The 19,442-nt window shown below is 73.8% G+C and carries 21 protein-coding genes and 1 tRNA gene; 15 read left to right on the forward strand and 7 right to left on the reverse strand.

The window, feature by feature from the left end; all coding sequences use genetic code 11:
- Positions 1–148: 148 nt before the first annotated feature.
- The 5 genes from OEB99_RS18800 (at position 149) to OEB99_RS18820 (ending at position 3,681) form a co-directional block, all read left to right on the forward strand.
- Positions 149–802 carry an FtsB family cell division protein gene (locus OEB99_RS18800; protein ID WP_263578839.1) on the forward strand — a complete coding sequence of 218 codons (654 nt, stop codon included), beginning with the start codon at positions 149–151 and terminating at the stop codon, positions 800–802.
- Positions 802–1,320, forward strand: coding sequence for a DUF501 domain-containing protein (locus tag OEB99_RS18805; protein WP_263578840.1), 519 nt, complete (start codon positions 802–804; stop codon positions 1,318–1,320). The genes OEB99_RS18800 and OEB99_RS18805 overlap by 1 nt, the downstream gene beginning before the upstream one ends.
- 79 nt (positions 1,321–1,399) lie before the next feature.
- The gene (locus OEB99_RS18810) at positions 1,400–2,359 is read left to right on the forward strand and encodes a Ppx/GppA phosphatase family protein (RefSeq protein WP_263578841.1); all 960 of its coding nucleotides are present in this window, start codon (positions 1,400–1,402) and stop codon (positions 2,357–2,359) included.
- A 9-nt stretch (positions 2,360–2,368) separates the two neighbouring features.
- Positions 2,369–2,848, forward strand: coding sequence for an NUDIX hydrolase (locus tag OEB99_RS18815; RefSeq protein ID WP_263578842.1), 480 nt, complete (start codon positions 2,369–2,371; stop codon positions 2,846–2,848).
- The gene (locus OEB99_RS18820) at positions 2,845–3,681 is read left to right on the forward strand and encodes a uracil-DNA glycosylase (RefSeq protein ID WP_411910710.1); all 837 of its coding nucleotides are present in this window, start codon (positions 2,845–2,847) and stop codon (positions 3,679–3,681) included. Before OEB99_RS18815 ends, OEB99_RS18820 begins: the two co-directional genes overlap by 4 nt.
- Before the next feature lies 1 nt (position 3,682).
- Here OEB99_RS18820 and OEB99_RS18825 read toward each other — a convergent pair whose 3' ends face one another.
- The gene (locus tag OEB99_RS18825; protein WP_263578843.1) at positions 3,683–5,263 is read right to left on the reverse strand and encodes a diguanylate cyclase domain-containing protein; all 1,581 of its coding nucleotides are present in this window, start codon (positions 5,261–5,263) and stop codon (positions 3,683–3,685) included.
- A gap of 194 nt (positions 5,264–5,457) precedes the next feature.
- On the opposite strand from OEB99_RS18825, the gene OEB99_RS18830 reads away from it, so the two are divergent.
- The 4 genes from OEB99_RS18830 (at position 5,458) to OEB99_RS18845 (ending at position 9,603) form a co-directional block, all read left to right on the forward strand.
- Complete coding sequence (locus tag OEB99_RS18830) at positions 5,458–6,927, forward strand: NAD(P)/FAD-dependent oxidoreductase (RefSeq protein WP_263578844.1); 1,470 nt, start codon at positions 5,458–5,460, stop codon at positions 6,925–6,927.
- Positions 6,928–6,982: 55 nt separating this feature from the next.
- Positions 6,983–7,056: transfer RNA gene (locus OEB99_RS18835), tRNA-Leu, on the forward strand.
- Between the two features lie 41 nt (positions 7,057–7,097).
- Positions 7,098–8,597, forward strand: coding sequence for a CYTH and CHAD domain-containing protein (locus OEB99_RS18840; RefSeq protein WP_263578845.1), 1,500 nt, complete (start codon positions 7,098–7,100; stop codon positions 8,595–8,597).
- Between the two features lie 130 nt (positions 8,598–8,727).
- On the forward strand, positions 8,728–9,603 hold the full coding sequence (locus OEB99_RS18845; RefSeq protein ID WP_263578846.1) for a Bax inhibitor-1/YccA family protein: 876 nt from the start codon (positions 8,728–8,730) through the stop codon (positions 9,601–9,603).
- Positions 9,604–10,206: 603 nt separating this feature from the next.
- Here OEB99_RS18845 and OEB99_RS18850 read toward each other — a convergent pair.
- Together OEB99_RS18850 and OEB99_RS18855 are read right to left on the reverse strand one after the other, a co-directional pair.
- The gene (locus tag OEB99_RS18850) at positions 10,207–10,755 is read right to left on the reverse strand and encodes a TetR/AcrR family transcriptional regulator (RefSeq protein ID WP_263578847.1); all 549 of its coding nucleotides are present in this window, start codon (positions 10,753–10,755) and stop codon (positions 10,207–10,209) included.
- Positions 10,748–11,608, reverse strand: a complete 861-nt coding sequence (locus tag OEB99_RS18855) for an alpha/beta fold hydrolase (protein ID WP_263578848.1) — start codon at positions 11,606–11,608, stop codon at positions 10,748–10,750. The genes OEB99_RS18850 and OEB99_RS18855 overlap by 8 nt, the downstream gene beginning before the upstream one ends.
- A gap of 85 nt (positions 11,609–11,693) precedes the next feature.
- Between OEB99_RS18855 and OEB99_RS18860 the strand changes: the two genes are divergently transcribed.
- Positions 11,694–12,098 carry an FKBP-type peptidyl-prolyl cis-trans isomerase gene (locus OEB99_RS18860; protein WP_263578849.1) on the forward strand — a complete coding sequence of 135 codons (405 nt, stop codon included), beginning with the start codon at positions 11,694–11,696 and terminating at the stop codon, positions 12,096–12,098.
- A 60-nt stretch (positions 12,099–12,158) separates the two neighbouring features.
- Here OEB99_RS18860 and msrA read toward each other — a convergent pair whose 3' ends face one another.
- Entirely contained in the window at positions 12,159–12,827 is a 669-nt protein-coding gene (gene msrA / locus OEB99_RS18865) for a peptide-methionine (S)-S-oxide reductase MsrA (protein WP_263578850.1), read from the reverse strand.
- 117 nt (positions 12,828–12,944) lie between these two features.
- Between msrA and OEB99_RS18870 the strand changes: the two genes are divergently transcribed.
- Both OEB99_RS18870 and ilvA read left to right on the forward strand, forming a co-directional pair.
- Entirely contained in the window at positions 12,945–14,210 is a 1,266-nt protein-coding gene (locus OEB99_RS18870) for an AI-2E family transporter (RefSeq protein WP_263578851.1), read from the forward strand.
- Complete coding sequence (ilvA, locus tag OEB99_RS18875; RefSeq protein ID WP_263578852.1) at positions 14,207–15,397, forward strand: threonine ammonia-lyase; 1,191 nt, start codon at positions 14,207–14,209, stop codon at positions 15,395–15,397. The genes OEB99_RS18870 and ilvA overlap by 4 nt, the downstream gene beginning before the upstream one ends.
- Positions 15,398–15,421: 24 nt before the next feature.
- Here the strand turns inward: ilvA and greA are convergent, their stop codons facing one another.
- On the reverse strand, positions 15,422–15,910 hold the full coding sequence (gene greA / locus OEB99_RS18880; protein ID WP_263578853.1) for a transcription elongation factor GreA: 489 nt from the start codon (positions 15,908–15,910) through the stop codon (positions 15,422–15,424).
- A 116-nt stretch (positions 15,911–16,026) separates the two neighbouring features.
- Positions 16,027–16,431, reverse strand: a complete 405-nt coding sequence (locus tag OEB99_RS18885; protein ID WP_263578854.1) for a DUF4307 domain-containing protein — start codon at positions 16,429–16,431, stop codon at positions 16,027–16,029.
- Between the two features lie 163 nt (positions 16,432–16,594).
- Here OEB99_RS18885 and mca point away from each other — a divergent pair, with 163 nt between their 5' ends.
- From mca to OEB99_RS18900, 3 genes are read left to right on the forward strand one after another with little or no spacing between them, the layout of a single operon-like run.
- A complete protein-coding gene (gene mca, locus OEB99_RS18890; protein ID WP_263578896.1) occupies positions 16,595–17,455 on the forward strand; it encodes a mycothiol conjugate amidase Mca in 861 nt (286 codons plus the stop codon).
- Positions 17,452–17,748 carry a hypothetical protein gene (locus tag OEB99_RS18895; RefSeq protein WP_263578855.1) on the forward strand — a complete coding sequence of 99 codons (297 nt, stop codon included), beginning with the start codon at positions 17,452–17,454 and terminating at the stop codon, positions 17,746–17,748. Before mca ends, OEB99_RS18895 begins: the two co-directional genes overlap by 4 nt.
- 1 nt (position 17,749) lies before the next feature.
- Positions 17,750–18,565 carry a nitrilase-related carbon-nitrogen hydrolase gene (locus OEB99_RS18900; RefSeq protein WP_263578856.1) on the forward strand — a complete coding sequence of 272 codons (816 nt, stop codon included), beginning with the start codon at positions 17,750–17,752 and terminating at the stop codon, positions 18,563–18,565.
- Positions 18,566–18,620: 55 nt separating this feature from the next.
- Here OEB99_RS18900 and trhA read toward each other — a convergent pair whose 3' ends face one another.
- Entirely contained in the window at positions 18,621–19,319 is a 699-nt protein-coding gene (gene trhA, locus OEB99_RS18905; protein WP_263578857.1) for a PAQR family membrane homeostasis protein TrhA, read from the reverse strand.
- Positions 19,320–19,442: the final 123 nt, after the last annotated feature.

The following is a 19,442-nucleotide window of genomic DNA, read 5'->3' on the forward strand; positions in this document are numbered from 1 at the left end:
CCCCCCCCCCCCCCCCCCCCCCCCCCGCCCGCCGCCGGGGCCCCGCCCCCCCCCCCCCCCCCCCCCTCGTCGTTCCCGCGACGCCTCGACGGGAGGTGTCCGGCGCGCCCGCCCGCGCGCCCGGGGATCCGGGTGGCACGATCAAGGGGTGACCCGACGGCCGACGCTTCCGCACGCCCACGGGCCGGCAGGCGGACCGGCCCAGCAGCGCCGTGACTCGTCCACGCGCCCGGCCCGCTCGAGCCGCGCGCCGCGTCGCGAGGAGCGCACCGGCGGCGTCGACCTCGCCCGGTTGCTCTCGGTGCGTGCGCTGCTGCTCGGCGTCGTGGCGCTGATCGCGTTCGCCATGGTGTTCCCGACCGTGCGGGCCTACCTCGGGCAGCGCACCGAGCTCGACGCGCTCGCCGCGGAGGTCGCCGCCGCCGAGGCGCGTGAGGAGCAGCTGAACGCCGACCTCGCCCGGTGGCAGACCGACGCGTACGTGATCGCGCAGGCCCGTGAGCGGCTGTCCTACGTGATGCCGGGCGAGACCGCTTACCGCGTGATCGACCCGGAGGTCGTGCAGGAGGAGAGCCATGTCTCCTCGTCCGACCCGGACTCCGAGACCGGCCTGGCCCTGCCGGTCGGCGGCTCCGCGGCGCCCTGGTACACGACGGTCTGGGAGTCGGTCCAGCTGGCCGGCGAGGCGCCGCTGCCCGGCGGCGGGTCGGCCGGGACCGAGGCGTCGGACGGCGAGCTCGGCCCCGCGGAGGACCCCGCGACCGGCACCGCCGAGGACCCGGCCGACGAAGGCGACGGCTGATGGCCGAGGAGCCGGCGGCGTACGGCCCGACCCCCGCGACCGAGGCGGACCTCGCGACGCTGGCCGCGCAGCTCGGCCGCGTGCCTCGGGGGGTGGTCGACGTCGCCGCCCGGTGCGTGTGCGGCCGGCCCACCGTGGTGCGGACCGCGCCGCGGCTCGAGGACGGCACGCCGTTCCCGACGACCTACTACCTGACGCACCCGGTCGCGGTGGCGGCCGTCTCGCGCCTCGAGGCCGGCGGCGCGATGAAGGAGATGAACGAACGGCTCGCGGCCGACCCGGAGCTGGCCGCCGCGCACGCGCGGGCCCACGAGGACTACCTCGCCCGGCGGGCGGAGCTCGGTGACGTCCCGGAGATCGCCGGGGTGTCGGCGGGCGGCATGCCGACCCGGGTCAAGTGCCTGCACGTGCTCGTGGGCCATGCCCTCGCGGTCGGCCCGGGCGTCACGCCGCTGGGCGACGAGACCCTCACCCTGATCGAGCACGAGTGGTCGCCCCGGGTGTGCTGGTGCCCATGAGCGTTCCCAGGAACGTCCCCGCGAACGGCCTCACGAACGCCGCGCGGACCGCGGGCGGTGCCGGGACGGGTGGCGCCCCGTGACGCGCGTGGCCGCTGTGGACTGCGGCACGAACTCGCTGCGCCTGCTGGTGGCGGACGTCGACCCGGCGAGCGGCCGGGTGGCCGACGTGGTGCGCCGCCAGGAGGTCGTGCGCCTGGGTGAGGGAGTGGACCGCACCGGACGGATCGCCCCGCAGGCCCTGGCCCGCACGCTCGAGGTGACCCGGCGCTACGCGGCCGAGGCCGCCGAGCTCGGCGTGACCGCGACCCGCTTCGCCGCGACGTCGGCGAGTCGTGACGCGAGCAACCGGGACGAGTTCGTCGCCGGCGTGCTGGACGCGATCGGGGTCGAGCCCGAGGTGCTCACCGGCGCCGAGGAGGCCGAGCTGTCGTTCCGCGGCGCGACGTCCGCGCTCGCCGGCCGGCACCCGGCGCCGTTCCTGGTCTGCGACCTCGGTGGTGGCTCGACCGAGCTCGTGCTCGGTGCGGGGTCGATGACCGCGGCGTTCTCGATGGACGTTGGGTCGGTGCGACTGCACGAACGGCACGCCTTCGGCGACCCGCCGACCGCGGAGCAGGCCGCGGCAGCCTGCGCGGACATCGCCGAGGCCCTGGACGAGGCTGCGCTGCACGTGGCGCTCGGTGACGCCGCGACCCTGGTCGGCGTGGCGGGGACGGTGACCACGATCACCGCGCACGCGCTGCGCCTGGACCGCTACGACTCCGCCCGGGTGGACGGAGCCGTGCTCGGCGTCACGCAGACCCTCGAGGCGTGCCGCTCGCTGCTCGCCATGACGCGTGCCGAGCGTGCCGCGCTGCCGTACGTGCACCCCGGGAGGGTCGACGTGATCGGCGCCGGGGCGCTGGTCTGGGCGGACGTGGTCGCGCGGGTCCAGGACGAGGTGGCGTCGCACGGCGGTGAGCTGACCGGTGTCGTGACCTCGGAGCGCGACATCCTCGACGGGCTCGCGATGAGCGCCGCCGGCGTGCAGGGCTAGGGTCGGGCCGTGCTCGAGGACCGCACCCTGCTGGTCGCCGCCGCCTACCTCGTGCTGCGTCGAGGCGACGAGGTGCTGCTCCAGCTGCGAGCCGGGACCGGGTACCGCGACGGCCACTGGGCGCTGCTCGCCGGGCACGTCGACCCGGGGGAGTCGGTGGTGGACGCCGTGGTGCGCGAGGCGCACGAGGAGGGCGGGGTCGACGTCGACCCGGCCGACCTCGTCCCGCTGACCGCGATGCACCGCTTCGAGGCCGGCGGGCCGCCGGTGGAACAGCGGATCGACGTGTTCTTCGAGACCCGCCGCTGGACCGGCGAGCCTTCGGTCCGCGAGCCGCACCGGACGGCCGCGATGGACTGGTTCGCGCTCGACGCACTGCCGGAGCCGGTGGTCCCGCACGAGCTGCGGGTGCTCGAGGCGCTGAGGTCGGGTGGGCTGCCGGCCGTCCTGGTGCACCGCATGGACGCCGCGGGCGAGCGCTACTCGTGACCCTGCCACACCCGCGCACCGGGCAGGTCTTCGAGTCGCCCGTCCCGCCAGGAGCCGGTTGGCCGGGCGACCCGGCGGACGCCGCGACGCCCGCCGCGGCGGGCCCGGCCGACGTCGTCGCGGTCGCCGCATCCGCGGACCTCGACGCGTTGCAGGCGGCGTCGAGCGTGTGCCGCGCGTGCCCGCGGCTGGTCGCGTGGCGCGAGGAGGTCGCCGTCACCAAGCGGCGGGCGTACCTGGGGGAGCCGTACTGGGGGCGGCCCGTGCCGTCGTTCGGAGACCCCGACGCCCGGGTGCTCGTGGTCGGGCTGGCGCCCGGTGCGCACGGCGCGAACCGCACGGGGCGGCTGTTCACCGGCGACCGGTCCGGCGACTGGATCACCGCCGCACTGCACCGGGCCGGGCTCGCGACCTCGCCCACCAGCACCGATGGGGCGGACGGGCTACGCCTGGTCGGCGCGCGGATGGTCGCGCCCGTGCGGTGCGTGCCGCCGGACAACGTGCCGACGACGGCCGAGCGGCACACCTGCGCACCTTGGCTGCGCCGCGAGCTCGAGCTGTTGCGGGGTGTGCGTTCGCTGCTCGCGCTGGGCGGGATCGGCTGGGCCGCGTCACTGGCCGCGGCGCGCGACGCGGGCTGGGTGGTGCCGCGGCCGGCCCCCCGGTTCGGCCACGGCGCGACCGCGACGCTGACCAGGCCGGACGGTGTCGCGGTGACCCTGGTGGGCTGCTACCACGTCTCGCAGCAGAACACCTCGACCGGGCGGCTGACCGCCGCGATGCTCGACGACGCGGTGGCGACGGCCGTGCTCGCCGCCGGTCCGCTCGCCTAGGTCACTCCTCGGCGGCCGTGGCGCAGAAGCGGACCCGGCCCTTGCGCTGGCTCTTCTGCGCGATCAGCGCCTCGTCCGCGCGGCGCAGCATGAGGTCGAAGTCGTCGTGGCCGGCGGTGACGCACAGCCCCGCGGAGGCGCCCAGACCGGTGAACTCGGGGTGGGCCCTGCGCAGGTTCGTGGTCACGCCGTCGACCACGCGTTGGGCCAGGCCGGAGGCGTCCTTCGCGTCGGCGACGGCGGAGACCACGACGAACTCGTCGCCGCCGAGCCGGCCCACGACGTCCCCCGGCCTCGTGAGCTCACGCAACGTGTCGCCGACGCCGCGCAGCGCCTCGTCGCCGACCGCGTGACCACGCGCGTCGTTGAGCGACTTGAAGTCGTCCAGGTCGATCACGAGGACGGCGGTCACCTGCCCGCGCCGCGCGGCGTCGGCCACGACGCGGGCACCGAGCTCGGCGAGGGCCCGCCGGTTGACGACGCCGGTGAGCGGGTCGAGCGTCGCGTCGTCCTGGAGCCGGCGCAGCGGGCGGGTGACCCGGAACATCACGACCGCGGCGAGCGCGAGCACGACGGCGCCGGCCAGCCAGACCAGGGTCATGGCGCGCTGCTGCTGGCGCACCGCCTCGGTGAAGTCGCTCTGCGGCGCCCGGATCACGGCCGACCAGCCGAGCCCGTTGTCCGCAGGGAAGTCCGTGCGCCGCACGAGCTGGCGCTCGCCGTCCATCACCGTGACAGTGACCGCGACGCCGGACGACGCCTCGACGAGCGTGTCGATGCCGAGCTCGCTGGTCGTGAGCAGGCGCAGCGAGCCGTCCTCGTCGACGGTCGACTGCTCGGTGTAGCGCGACGGCGCGGCCACGACGGTGTCCCCGGAGACGATGAATGCCTCCCCGTTCGCGGACACCGCGAGCTCGTCGATGAACTGGGTGAGCCCGCTGAGCTCGACGTCCACCCCGACCACGGCGTCGACCGCGCCGTCGGCGCCCACCACGGCGCGGCTCGCGGTCACGCCGGGGTGGCCCGAGGTGAAGAACACGTAGGGGTCGGTCCAGGTGACGTCGTCCGACTCGACCGCCTTGCCGTACCAGGGTCGTTCCCGGGGGTCGTACTCGTCCTGCGGGGTGTCCACCGAGAGCACGTCGAAGTCGCTGTCGAGCTCGGTGACCACGACGCTGCGGGTCGGCTGCGTGGTGATCCGCTTGGTCCGGTACCCGTCGCCGTCGCGCGTGACGAACACGAACGCACCGTCCGGGTAGCCGACGAAGATGCCGGTGGTCTGCGGCATCACCGCGAGCTGCGTGTACAGGTAGCGCTCGAGGCCGGGTGCGGCGAGGTCGAGCAGGTCTCCGGCGATCAGCCGCGCGGTCACCTCGACGGACTGCTCGGCGGGGTCGAGGTGCCGCAGCACCGACTCGACCGTGGTCTCACCCTCCCGGTCGATCGCGTCCGCGGCCACGTCGAGCGCCGTGCGCTCCGCCGCCGAGCCGGTGATGCCGGCGGCGACGAGCTGGACGAGGAGCATGAGCGCGACCGACGCGCCGATGACGACCCAGCGCAGCCGCGAGCGCTGCAAGGACATCGAGTCTCCCCGTCGAGGTGGGTGTGGAGGGCCGAGCCTCTGAGGCGTGGGCGGCCGGGCCAAAAGTACCGGGTCGTAACCCTCCGTGGTGTGATCTGCGGCACACTTCGACCCGGTCGCCGGGTGCGCGTGACACCGGCAGTCGATCGCCTCCCCACGTGGTGCCTGTGCGCGGACCGCCATACCGTGGCGTCATGACGACCCCAGCTGAGGCGGCAGCGGCTACGAAACCGCGCAAGGTTCCCCGGGTGCTGATCCTGGGCGGCGGCACCGTCGGGCTGTACACGGCGCGCCGGCTGCGCAAGCGGCTCGGCCGGCGCGAGGCGGCGATCGTCGTGGTCGACCCGAGGCCGTACATGACGTACGCCCCGTTCCTCCCCGAGGTCGCGGCCGGGTCCATCGACCCGCGGCACGTGGTGGCTCCCCACCGGTTCGCGCTGCCGGGCATCGACTCGCTGCAGGGCAAGGTCAGCCGGATCGTGCACGCGGAGCGCAAGGTCGAGGTCACACCGGAGGAGGGTGACCCGTACTGGGTGACCTACGACCACCTCGTCGTCGGCCTCGGCGCGGTCGCGCGCACGCTGCCGATCCCGGGTCTTGCGGAGGTCGGGGTCGGCTTCAAGAACGTCGAGGAGGCCATCGCGCTGCGCAACCACGTGCTCGGCCGGATCGATCTCGCGGCGAGCACGTGGGACCCGGAGCTGCGCGAGCGGATGCTCACGTTCACGTTCGTCGGTGGCGGGTTCGCGGGCATCGAGGCGCTCGCCGAGCTCGAGGACATGGCGCGGGACGCGGTCGAGGGCTACGAGACGATCAGCCCCGAGGACCTGCACTTCGTGCTGGTCGAGGCGAGCCCGCGGATCCTGCCGGAGGTCAGCGCCGAGCTGGGCGGCTACACGCTGGACCAGCTGCGCAAGCGGAACATCGACATCCACCTGTCGACGTTCCTGAAGTCCTGCGTGGACCGCCACGTGGTGCTCTCCGACGGCACCGAGTACGACTCGGAGACCGTGGTCTGGACCGCAGGGGTGAAGGCGAACCCGGTGCTCGCGGACTCGGACCTGCCGCTGGACCAGCTCGGCCGGGTGCGCTGCTCGGCGACGCTGCAGGTGGCCGACGAAGACGGGACCGTGGTCGAAGGGGCCTGGGCCGCGGGGGACTGTGCGGCGGTTCCGGACCTGCTGAACCCGGGGCAGTTCTGCCCGCCGAACGCGCAGCACGCGCTGCGCGAGGCCAAGGTGCTCGGCGACAACATGGCTGCCTACCTGCGCTCGGCCCCGGTGCACGAGTACAAGCACTCGAACGTCGGCACGGTCGCCTCGCTCGGCATGCACCAGGGCGTCGCGCAGATGTTCGGCCGGTTCAAGGTCCGCGGACTGCTCGCCTGGTTCCTGCACCGCACGTACCACCTCTATGCGATGCCGACCCTGAACCGGAAGTTCCGGATCGCCTCGGGGTGGACCGCGACCCTGCTGTTCCGTCGCGAGGTCGTCGCGCTCGGGACGCTGCACGACCCCCGGGCCGAGTTCCGGGCCGCGGCGGTGCCGCCGACGAAGCCGGGTTCGGCTGGCGCCGCGAAGGACGCTGCGAAGGACGCCGCGAAGGACGCGGCCGATCCCGAGGTGGCGGCCGAGGCGCAGCGCGAGGCCACCGAGGAGGAGTGAGGAACGGGGGCGGCATCGCTGGCAGGATGCTGCTGGGTCGTCGCGACCCCTCAGCGCCCCCGTAGCCCAACTGGCAGAGGCAGCCGGCTTAAACCCGGCCCAGTGCAGGTTCGAGCCCTGCCGGGGGCACTGCGAGTCCGAGGGGGCGACCCGGGTGGGGAGGAGTGCGCGTGACCACGACCGCGGTGGAGCGTGAGGTCAAGCTGGACGTCGACGCCGACTTCACGGTCCCGGACCTCACAGAGGTACCGGGCGTGGACCACGTCGAGGACGGGGGCGAGCACGAGCTCGTCGCGACCTACCACGACACCGCTGACCACCGGCTTCTCGCGGCCCGCGCGACGTTGCGCCGCAGGACCGGCGGTCACGACGCCGGGTGGCACCTGAAGCTGCCGGCCGGTCCCGACGGCGCACGCCTCGAGGTTCGGCGCGAGCACCCCCGGCCCCCGCACGCGGTGCCGACCGCGCTCGCGGACGCGGTCACGGCGCGCACGCGCGGCGCGGCGCTCGAGCCGGTGATGGAGCTCGTCACCATCCGCCACGTGCGCAACCTGGTCGCGGCGGACGGCACGGTGCTGGCCGAGCTCGCGGACGACCGGGTCACCGCGCAGGCGCCCGGCGGCCCGGCGCAGTCGTGGCGCGAGGTCGAGGTCGAGCTCGTGGCGGGTGGACCGGAGCTGCTCGAGGCTGCGGTCCATGTGCTCCTGGACGCCGGGGCACGACCGGCCGGTGGCCCGTCGAAGCTCGGGCGCGCGCTCGGCACGCCCGCAGCGGTCCGTCCGCCGGTGCGGCGGCCGCGCAAGCTTCCCGGTCTGGTCCTCACCTACCTGCGCGCTCAGGTGGATGCGCTGGTCGACGCCGACGCGCGGGTGCGGCTCGACCAGCCCGAGGGGGTCCACGACCTCCGGGTGGCGACGCGCCGCCTGCGCAGCACGCTCGCGACGCATCGGCGCCTGCTCGAGCCGGCTCTCGTGACGCACCTGCGCGACGAGCTGCGGCACCTGGCGACGGAGGCGTCCGCGGCGCGGGACGCGGAGGTGCTGCTCGAGCGCCTGCCTACCGAGCTCGCCGCGCTGCCGACTGACCTCCGCAGCCGGGCCAGCGAGCGCCAGACGATTGAGGAGCTCACCGCCGACCTCGCGGCGGCCCGTGCTGCGCTGCTCGCCGAGCTCGGGTCGCCGCGGTACCTCGCGCTGCTCGAGGACCTTGAGGCGCTGGTTGCAGGCGGGTCGCTGCCGCCGCGGGTGACCGACGGGAAGCCGAGGCGCGGCGTCCGCGCCTCGGTCCGGCACGACCTGCGCCGGGTACGCCGGTCGTTGCGTGCGGCGCGTGCGGCTCGCGGCACGCCCGAGGCTGCGGCGGCGTTGCACGCCGTGCGCAAGGCCGCCAAGCGCGCCCGCTACGCCACGGAGGTCGTCGTTCCTCGTGCTGGGGAGCGCGCCCACGTCGTGGTGGCGGATCTCACCCAGGTACAGGACCTGCTCGGCGCGCACCAGGACGACGTGGTCGCGCAGGCGCGGTTGCGCGCGCTGGCCGAGTCGGCGCTCGCGGCCGGGGCCCCGGCCTTCTCGCTCGGTGCGCTGCACGAGCGGCTCGCGTCGTCCGAGGAGGTTGCGAGGCGTGAGGCGCGACGTCTGGTCCGCCATGCGTGGCGTCGCTGGGCGGACTGAGCGGGGCGCCGCCCGGGCCCGTCGCGAGGCGCGGCACCCGACGCCCGGGAACGAACTTGGGCATACGTACGTTGACCAGGGCAGGATGGGCGCAGACCCGCGCGCGCCCGCGCGCAGACCAGGAGGAACAGTGGCCAACCCCGTCTTCAACTCCAGCGACGTCTTCGGCGAGCCTCGCCGCGGCCGCGCCGGTACCGCGACGTCGCAGGGGCCCGTTCAGTACGGCACCGCCGGGTACGGGACCACCGCGCAGGCCGGCGTGGACGCTGCGTCCCTCGAGACCATGTACGGCGCCCCGAGCGCGACCACGCGCGACACCAAGCGCCTCACCTACGACGACGTGATCGTCAAGACCGCCGGGCTGCTCGTGCTGCTCGTCGCGGTCGCGGCGGTCGCCTGGTACCTCACCCCGACCATGCCGTACCTGCTGTGGATCGGGATGCTCGGCGGCCTGGTGCTCGGCCTGGTCAACGCGTTCAAGCGCGAGCCGAGCCCGGCGCTGATCATCGGCTACACGGTCTTCGAGGGCATGCTGCTCGGCCAGATCAGCTTCCTGTTCCAGTACATCGTGGTCGAGGGCACCACGACCGGGACGGCGCAGCCGATCGTGCTGCAGGCGGTCCTGGCCACCTTCGCGACGTTCGGCGCGGCGCTCGCGCTGTACAGCTCGGGCAAGGTGCGGGTCACGCCGAAGTTCACGCGGTTCCTGCTCGTCGCGATGGGCGGCTACCTGCTCTTCTCGCTGCTGAACTTCGGGCTCTCGTTCTTCATGGCGAGCGACGGCTTCGGCCCGCTGCGCAACGGCGGCTGGGGGATCCTTGCCGGCCTGGTCGGCGTGGTCCTGGCGTCGATGTCGCTGATCGTGGACTTCGACTCGATCAAGCGCGGCGTGCAGCGCGGCGTGCCGGCCCGGTACGCCTGGTCAGCGGCGTTCGGCCTGATGGTCACCCTGATCTGGCTGTACCTGGAGCTGCTGCGCCTGCTTGCGATCTTCAACCGGAACTGACCGTCGGCTGGAACTGACTGTCGGCGAAAGGGCCGACCGCCTCGTGCGGTCGGCCCTCTCGTATCCCCGGTGCGACCCGACTGATGCGCCGGAGAGCGCGACCCCGCTCGGGTGCACTGGCCCGCGGTCGACGAGCGGACGCGACCGCCTGCATCGTTCGGTACGTCGGGGTGGCGGTGGTGTCGTCCGAATCCTGCATCGTTCGGTACGTCGGGGTGGCGGTGGTGTCGTCCGAATCCTGCATCGTTCGGTACGCCGAGGGAGCGGTGCTGCTCTCCGGGTCGTGCATCGTTCGACGCGTCGAGGGAGCGGTGCCGTCTGCCGGGACAGTGCGGTGTCGCCATCGGTCGTGCGCCTCCACCGACGCCGGACCTGGCCGCGCGTCGGCCGATGCGGGTCTGGGAGGTGGTGGCCGGGTGGGGCGTGTGTCGGGTGATGCGGGTCTGGGAGGTGGTGGCCGGGTGGGGCGTGTGTCGGGTGATGCGGGTCTCGGAGGCGGTTACCGGGTGGGTCGCGCTTCGGGCGATACGGGGTCTGTCCTCGAAACTCAGCACGTCCGCGTGACGCGCCCCTGTCGTGGTGAATGACGCGGGGCCGGTTTCCTCAGCGGGTGAGGCCGGCGACCAGCGAGGCCACCGCGCGATCGAAGCTCGCGTCCACGTCGTCGGGCAGGCCGAATCCGCCCGCGGCCTGCAGGGTGACGAACCCGTGCACCAGGGCACGCACCGCGCGTACCGCGTCGATCTCCGCACCCGGCTCCAGGCCGAGGGAGCGCAGCGCGTCGGCGATCGTCTCCACGGTCACCGCAGAGGCCGCAGCCAGCTCCTGCGCGTCCGGCCCGTGCGCCCAGTCGCCGCCCTGCACAGCGGCGTAGCGGCCCGGTCGGCTCACGCCGTACCGCCGAGCCGCCCGGGCGAGCGCGACGACGTCGGGCCCCGCGGCGCGGAGCACGGCGTCGAACTCCTCGACGCACACCAGGGCCACGTCGCGGCGCAGCCCGGGCAGGCCTGCGACGTGCTTGTAGAGGCTCGGCACCGCGACGCCCGCGCGCGCGGCCACCGCTCCCAGGGTCATGCCGTCCCACCCGTCCTCGTCGAGCGTGGCGAGGGCGATCTCGACGACCCGCGTCCGGCTGAGGCCGGCCCTAGGCACCGCGGACCGCCCAGCGCTCACCGTCGCGCGTCAGTGACGCGATGAGCTGTTCCGTCGCATCGAGCACGACCTCGGGTGCCTGGTGCTGCGCGTAGTGCGCGACGTCGGGGACGAGCACAGCGGAGGCGTGCAGGCGCTCCGCCATCGTCGCGAGCGTCGCGGCCGGGTCGCGGTAGTCCGGGTCGCGGTCGCCGACGACCACCACGGCCGGGGTCGTGACCTGGTCCGCGACGGCGTCGGCCACACCATGGTCGAGCTGGTTCACGAGCGCGCGGAACGCTCGCATCCGTCCGGGCCGACGCAACGCGGCGACGACCTGCTCGACGTGCTCGGCGAGTCGCGGGGAGCGCCGGCCGCGGCTCAGCGGCGACGTGTAGTAGCGCCCCCAGAGCGCCGGACCCCACGGGCCCGAGAAGAGGACCCGGAAGGTCATCTTCACGGCCACCTCCATCGCGCGCCCGCCCGTGGAGAGCAGCGGCGACACCAGCACCAGGCCGGCCACGAGGTCGGGCCGTTGCGCCGCAGCCCACACCGCCGCCGACGCGCCCATCGAGTTCCCCATCAGCACCGCCGGCCCGGCGTCCAGGTGCTCGACCAGGGCGAGCACGTCCTCACCGGTCGCGTCGTCGCCGTGGCGGGTGAAGCTCGTGTCCGAGTCGCCGTGGCCGCGCAGGTCCGTCGTGACCACCCGGTACGACCCGCGCAGCCCCTCGACGACGTCGCGCCAGGTCGCCTGCGTGTCGCCCATCCCGGGCACCAGCACGACGAGCGGCCCGGTGCCCTCGTCGGTGTACGCGATCCGGCCGTCGGGCCGCTCGAGCATGCTCATGGTCGCTCCCGTCAGTGATGTCATACCGAAAAGCTAAGACCATTAGCCAAGCCGTGTCAACGGTTGTCTGCGAGGATGGCCGACGCCCACACCGACAGGAAGGCGACCCATGACTCTGCCCAGCGCCAGCGGCGGCTTCGGCGACAAGCCCGTCCTCACGTTCCCCGAGACGCCCATCCCGGAGGACCTCGGCGTCGAGGTGCTCGTCCAGGGCTCCGGCGACACCGTCTCGGCCGGCGACACCATCGAGGTCAACTACTACGGCCAGTGCTGGGGCGGCCGGATGTTCGACAACTCCTACGACCGTGGCTCGTCGATCTCGTTCCCGATCGGCGTCGGCGCCGTGATCGGTGGCTGGGACGACGGCCTGGTCGGCAAGCAGGTCGGCTCGCGCGTGCTGCTGTCGATCCCGCCGCACCTCGGCTACGGCCCCGGCGGCATGCCCGCCGCGGGCATCCGCGGCGACGACACCCTCGTCTTCGTCGTCGACATCATCGGCACGTCGCGCCGCTGACCCGACGAACATCGCGAGACCGCCGCCCCGGGAGAGCACCGGGGCGGCGGTCTTCGTTCGTCAGCCGGGGATCGGGCAGGCGACGCCCGTCGAGTGGACCGGGCAGTAGCCGTTCGGGACCTTGTGCAGGTACTGCTGGTGGTAGTCCTCGGCGTAGTAGAACCGGCCCGCGCCCGGCACGCCGTCGCGGTCGTCGACCGAGCGGATCTCGGTGGTGATGTCGCCGTAGCCGTGCGCGCGCAGCTCGGGGGCGTAGGCGTCGCGGGTGGCGAACGCCGCCTCGAGCTGCTCGGGCGTCGTGGTGAAGATCGCGGAGCGGTACTGCGTCCCGCGGTCGTTGCCCTGCCGGAAGCCCTGCGTCGGGTCGTGCAGGGTCCAGAACGTGCGGAGCAGCTCGGCGTGCGACAGCACGGTCGGGTCGTAGGCGACCAGCACGGTCTCGGTGTGGCCGGTCCGACCGGTGCAGGTCTCCTCGTAGGTCGGGAAGGGCGTGTACCCGCCCATGTACCCGGCCGCGGTCGTCACCACGCCGGGCAGCTGCCACAGCGCCTTCTCCGCGCCCCAGAAGCAGCCCAGGGCCAGGTGCAGCACCGCCGTGCCCTCGGGCCACGGGCCCATCAGCGGGGTGCCGAGCACCGCGTGCCGCTCGGGGATCCAGTATGCGTAGTCGTCGCGGCCCCTGAGCGCGTGCTCCGGGGAGACCATCGTGGGGTTGAGCATGCCGAACATGGGTGCACCTCCGGGGTGGTCAACGTCGTGGCAGGTCCGCGGTGTTCCCGCGCGCCACGACGTGAGGCGTTCGCGGCGGAGTCCGACGCGGATGGTGCGAACCCCTAGCCTGGCTCCGTGAGCTCCGACCCGTCGCCCAGCGCCGCCGTCCCGTACTCGGTCAAGGCTGCCGCGTCGTGGTCGTGGCGTGTGCTCGTCATCTCGCTGGTGGTCGTGGCCCTCGTCGGGCTGCTCTCGGTCGCGAAGCTGCTGTGGGTGCCGGTGGTCATCGCCCTGCTGCTGTGCGTGCTGCTCCAGCCCCTGGTCGACCTCCTGGTCGACCGGCTGCGGATGTGGCGTGGTGGTGCGGCGGTGGTCGCCGTGCTCGCGCTGGTCGGCGTGGTCGCCGGGCTGCTGACGCTCGCCGGGCGCCAGCTGATCACCGGGGTCCAGGACCTGTGGGCCCAGGCGGCGGCCGGGCTCCAGGAGCTGCTCACCTACCTGTCCGAGGGGCCGCTCGGCCTCGACCCCGGCCAGCTCGACAGCTGGATGAACCAGATCGGCAGCCAGCTCGGCTCCAACTCGCAGTCGCTGCTCTCCGGTGCGCTGTCGGTCACCACGACGATCGGGCACGTCCTCGCGGGCGCGCTGATCACGCTCTTCACGCTGCTGTTCTTCCTCAAGGACGGCCCGCTGATCTGGACCTGGTTGGTGCGGCTGCTCCCGGCGCCGTCCCGCCCGCGCGTGCACGAAGCCGGCCGGCGCGGGTTGGTGACGCTCAGCGCGTTCACCCGCACCCAGATCCTGGTCGCGCTGATCGACGCGGTCGGCATCGGGCTCGGCGCGCTCATCCTCGGGCTGCCGCTCGTCGTCCCGCTGACCGTGCTGGTCTTCCTGGCGAGCTTCGTGCCGTTCGTCGGGGCCATCACCACCGGGGCGATCGCGGTGCTCGTCGCACTCGTCGACCAAGGGCCGGTCACCGCGCTGATCATGCTCGCGGTCGTCCTCGCGGTGCAGCAGATCGAGGGCCACGTGCTGCAGCCGCTGCTGCTCGGCCACGCGGTCAGCGTGCACCCCGTCGCGGTGCTGCTCGCAGTCACCGGAGGGTCGCTCGCGGCCGGTGTGGTGGGTGCGCTGCTCGCCGTGCCGTTCGTCGCGACCCTCAACACCGTGGTGCTCTACCTGCACGGGCACGACAAGTTCCCCGAGCTCGGGTCCGACCTGCCGCGGCTCGACGCGAGGCTCGCCGCCCTGAACGCCGGGCAGATCGACGAGGTCGTGGCCGTCACGGCGGAGGCCGGCCCCGCGCCGGCTCGCGGCGAGAGCCCGACCGACCCACCGCCCGTCAGTGGCGCGAGCCCGACAGACCCGTCCACGACGACCGACGAGGAGACCGACCGGTGAGCGTGACCCGCGCCGACGTCGAAGCAGCGGCAGGCCCGCTCGAAGGTGTGGCGATCCGCACGCCGGTGGTGCACAGCCGGGCCCTCGCCGAGCTGGTCGGCGGTCCGGTGACGCTGAAGTGCGAGAACCTGCAGCGGGCCGGGTCGTTCAAGATCCGCGGCGCCTACACCCGGATCTCGCGCCTGAGCGCCGAGGAGAAGGCCCGGGGGGTGATCGCCGCGAGCGCGGGCAACCATGCTCAGGGCGTCGCGCTCGCCGCGCAGATCCTCGGGCTGTCGGCGACCGTCGTGATGCCCGAGGGCGCCGCGATCCCCAAGGTCGCCGCGACCCGCGGGTACGGCGCCGAGGTGCTCTTCGCCGGCTCGAGCGTCGACGAGGCTCTGGTCACGGCGCGCTCGATCGCCGACGAGACGGGCGCGGTGCTGATCCACCCGTTCGACCACGAGGACATCGTTCGCGGCCAGGGGACGGTCGGCCTGGAGATCCTCGAGCAGGTGCCCGACGTGCGCACCGTCGTCGTGCCGATCGGTGGCGGCGGGCTCGCCGCGGGGATCGCGGTCGCACTGGCCGGGACCGGGGTCCGGGTCGTCGGCGTGCAGGCCGCCGGAGCGGCCGCGTACCCGACCTCGCTGCGCGAGGGCCACCCGATCCCGTGCGCCTCGATGTCCACGATGGCCGACGGCATCGCGATCGCGCGGCCGGGCGACGTGCCGTTCGGCCTGCTGGTCGCGGCCGGCGTCGAGGTCGTCACGGTCGAGGAGGAGGACCTCTCGCGCGCGCTGCTGCACGTCGCCGAGCGCTCCAAGCTGATCGTCGAGCCCTCGGGCGCCGCCGGGGTCGCGGCGCTGATGGCCGGGCTCGAGGTCGAGACGCCCGCCGTCGTGGTGCTGTCCGGCGGGAACATCGACCCGCTGCTGCTGCTCCGGGTGGTCCGTCACGGTCTGGTCGCGGCCGGCCGGTACCTGCAGCTGCGGGTCCGGGTGGACGACACTCCCGGCCACCTCGCGGCGCTCCTGACCGACATCGCCGCGGCCGGCGGCAACGTCGTGCACGTCGAGCACGACCGGACGGCGCCCGACCTCGCGGTCGACGACGTCGAGATCGCGGTGCAGGTCGAGACCCGCGGGGCCGACCACGCCGAGCTGCTGCTGGGCACCCTCCGCGAGCACGGCTTCGCGCTCCGCTGAGCGCGAAGGCCGTTCAGGCCGGGCTCAGGGGATGAACGGCTTGGCGTCCTTGACGACGACCGAGATCTCCTTGCCCGCGGGCGTGGTGTAGCTGGTCGTCTCACCCGGCGTGCGGCCGAGGATCGCCGCGCCGAGCGGGGACTTCTCGGAGTACACGTCGAGGTCGGTGCCGTCGGCCGCCTCGCGCGAGCCGAGCAGGAAGGTCATCTCGTCGCCCGCGATCTCCGCGGTCACGACCATGCCGGGCTCGACCACGCCGTTGTCCGCGGGCGCCTCGCCGACGGTCGCGTTGCGCAGCAGCTCGGTGAGCTGGCGGATCCGGGCCTCGATCTTGCCCTGCTCCTCACGCGCCGCGTGGTAGCCGCCGTTCTCCTTGAGGTCACCCTCCGACCGAGCAGCCTCGATCTTCTTGGCGATGTCCGTGCGGCCCGTCGTGGAGAGCTCGGAGAGCTCGGCGGACAGCCGGTCGTAGGCCTCCTGGGTCAGCCAGGTGGTCGACGTCGTCTCGGGCACTGCGTCCTCCGTGCGGTGGTGGTTCAGGCGTGCGGGGGTGGTTCAGGGTCGCGCGGTGCGGCGGCCTGCCTCTGCCACCGCCATCCTCGGCGCGGGGAACGACAAGGATAGCAACCTCACTCCTGCGTCACCCAGCAGGAGTGGACCACACCGGTGACGGCCTCCTCGGTGGTGGCGATCTCGACGCGCTCGCGCTGGGCCGAGAGCTCGCCGGGCTCGACGTCCACGGTCACCACCCCGACCTGGGCGTAGTGGATGTTCAACGCCTGGACCCGGCACTGCACCGGGACCGACGGGTCGGCCCGCATCACGTCGAACGTCACGGTGACCGCGCGGCTCCCGTCGACCTCGAAGCCGACGTCCCGCCAGCTCACCGCCGGGTTCGCGGTGTTCGAGATCACCCAGCCGAGCACCGCGAGGCCCGCGACGGCGAGCGCGGCGACGCCCAGCACCGCACGCCGGCGACGCCCCGGGGTCGCGGGTCGGCCGTAGCGGCCCTCGGGCACCGTGGGTGCGGTCATGCGGTCTCCTCGTGGTCATGCGGTGCTGACCGTCGGCGCTGGATCGGGTCGGTGAGCGGCCGGGTGGCTGCCCGTCGGGTCGATGGGACACCATTGTCCCCGGTGCGCCCGGTCAGCGGGCGACGGAGGGAGCATCGTGACGGACCGGACCGGTCTCAGGCTGATGGCGGTGCACGCCCATCCCGACGACGAGTCGAGCAAGGGCGCTGCGACCACCGCGAAGTACGCCGCCGAGGGCGCCGAGGTGATGGTGGTCAGCTGCACGGGCGGCGACCGCGGGTCGCTGCTGAACCCGAGCTACCCGCGTCAGGTCGCCGAAGGCCCCGAGATGGTGGCCGTCCGGCGCGAGGAGATGGCCGCGGCCGCTGCGGCGCTCGGGGTGCGGCACCACTGGCTCGGGTTCGTGGACTCGGGCCTGCCCGAGGGCGACCCGCTGCCGCCGTTGCCGGAGGGCTCGTTCGCGGCGACGCCGCTCGAGGATGCGACGGCGCCGCTGGTCGAGCTCGTGCGCTCGTTCCGCCCGCACGTCATCACGACGTACGACCCGACCGGTGGCTACCCGCACCCCGACCACGTGATGACCCACCGGGTCGCGTTCGAGGCGTACCACGCGGCCGGCAACCCGGATCACTACCGGGGCCGTGGTGAGCCGTGGACCCCGCTCAAGCTCTACTACAACCACGACTTCTCGCTGCACCGGATGCGCACCGTGCACGAGGCGCTGCTCGGGCTCGGCCTCGAGTCGCCGTTCGGGGACTGGATCGAGAGCCGCGAGGTCCGCGAGGTGCCCGAGCGCCCGGTGACCACCCGCGTCCAGTGCGCCGACTACTTCCCGGCCCGCGACGCCGCGCTGCGCGCCCACGCGACCCAGGTCGACCCCGACGGGTTCTTTTTCGCGGTGCCGCGCGACGTCGAACCGAGCATCTGGCCGATCGAGGAGTACGAGCTCGCCGACTCGCGGGTCCCGGTCTCGCTGCCCGAGGACGACCTGTTCGCCGGGATCCACCCGGAGGACCGGCGGTGACCGCCGTCGTGCCGGGCGCAGAGGTGTTCGCGCACGTGCCCGTGTCCGGGACGGTCGCCGGCACGGCCACACCGTCCCCGACCGACGGGACCGAGCTCGACGCGTACGACGTGACGCCCGGGCTGCTCGGCTTCGTGGTGATCTTCGCGGTCGTCCTCGCGGTGATCCCGATCTTCCTCAACATGACCGGCAAGCTGCGGCGGCTGCGGCACCGTGCAGAGCTGGAGGAGGCCGAGGCCCGCAGGCGGGCCGAGACCGACGAGCCGGAGCCCGACCGACCCGGCGAGGACTGACGTGCGAGCCCGGCTCGTGGGCCTCGCCGCGACCGCGGACGCGGCCGCGAACCGCGAGGCGGCGGTCCAGGCCGTCCGCGACGCCGCCGCTGACGGCCTGGACCTGGTGGTGCTGCCCGAGTTCGCCGGCGGCTTCGACCCGCGAGGCGTGGGACGCGAGCTCGCCGAGCCGCTGGACGGTCCGTTCGTCGGTGCGCTGCGCGCCGCGAGCGCGGGGATCACCACGATCGCCGGCACCGTGGTTCCCGCAGCGGACGACCGCGCGGTGAACGTCGTGGTCGCGGTGCGGGACGGCGTGCTGCTCGGCAGCTATGCGAAGGTGCACCTGTACGACGCGTTCGGCCAGCGCGAGTCGGACCTCCTGGTGCCGGGGCCGCCCGACGTCGCGCCGCTCGTTCTGGACGTCGCCGGGCTGAGGGTCGGGGTCATGACCTGCTACGACCTGCGATTCCCGGAGTCCGCGAGGCGGCTGGTCGACGCGGGCGCCGAGGCGATCGCGGTCCCCGCGGCGTGGGCGGGGTCCGCGGCGAACCGGGAGCTCAAGTCCGACCACTGGCGCACCCTGCTGCGCGCGCGGGCGATCGAGAACACGGTGTGGACGTTCGGCGTGCCCATGCGAGGTGCCGGGGTGGTGGGAGACCTGCTCGCGGTGGATCCGCTCGGGGAGGTGGTCGCGGAGGCGGCGCCGGCCCCGGGGGTCAGGGGCCCGCGTCTGGTGGACGCCGTGGACGTCAGCGCGGACCCCGCGGTGGTCGCCGAGGTGCGGGTCACGAACCCGTCGCTCGCCAACCGGCGCTACACGGTGGTGCCGCGCTGACGGCGGTCGCCACCGGTCACAGGCCGCCCCGTCGCCGACTCCCGGGCCCGAGCGGTCAGCGCTGCACCGTGTACGCGGCGATGCTGACCGCCACGTAGTGGCAGACGAACCCGACCACCGTCAGGGCGTGGAAGATCTCGTGGAAGCCGAACCAGCGGGGGCTGGGGTTCGGCCGCTTCGTGCCGTAGACCACCGCGCCCAGCGTGTACGCCAGGCCGCCCGCGGCGACCAGCCAGACGATCGCCGGGCCGTACGGCGTGAGCTCGGTGTTCCAGAAGTCGTCCAGGAACCACACGGCGACCCAGCCCAGCGCGACGTAGACCGGCACGTACGCCCAGCGCGGCGCCTGCAGCCAGAACACCCGTGCCAGCAGCCCGCCGAGCGCGCCGACCCACACCACGATCAGCAGCGTCCGCGCCGTCTCCGGCGGCAGCAGCAGCGCCGCCAGCGGGGTGTAGGTGCCCGCGATGATGAGGAAGATGTTCGTGTGGTCCATCCGGCGCAGGACCGCGTTGGCGCGGGGGCCCCAGGAGAACCGGTGGTAGATCGCGCTCGTGCCGAACAGCATGATCGCGGTCAGGCCGAAGACGGCGCACGACACCTTGCCGACCGTGGTCGGCGCGAGCGCGACGAGCACGATCGCGGCGGCGACGACCAGCGGGGACATGCCCGCGTGGATCCAGCCGCGAAGGCGGGGCTTGACTGCTGCGATGAGCTCCGAGGCCGCCTCGCTGCTCGCCCGCACGGGGTCCATCCGACTGCCTCCTTCGAGCATCATGTCGGCCATGTCCGGCCTCTCCGTGCAGGGCCGGGGACCGGCCGGGTCAACCATACGGAACCGTAACCTACGCTACCGTAGGTTACGAAACCCAGCCCC

Source organism: Actinotalea endophytica (genome assembly GCF_025717005.1).
Lineage (GTDB): Bacteria > Actinomycetota > Actinomycetes > Actinomycetales > Cellulomonadaceae > Actinotalea.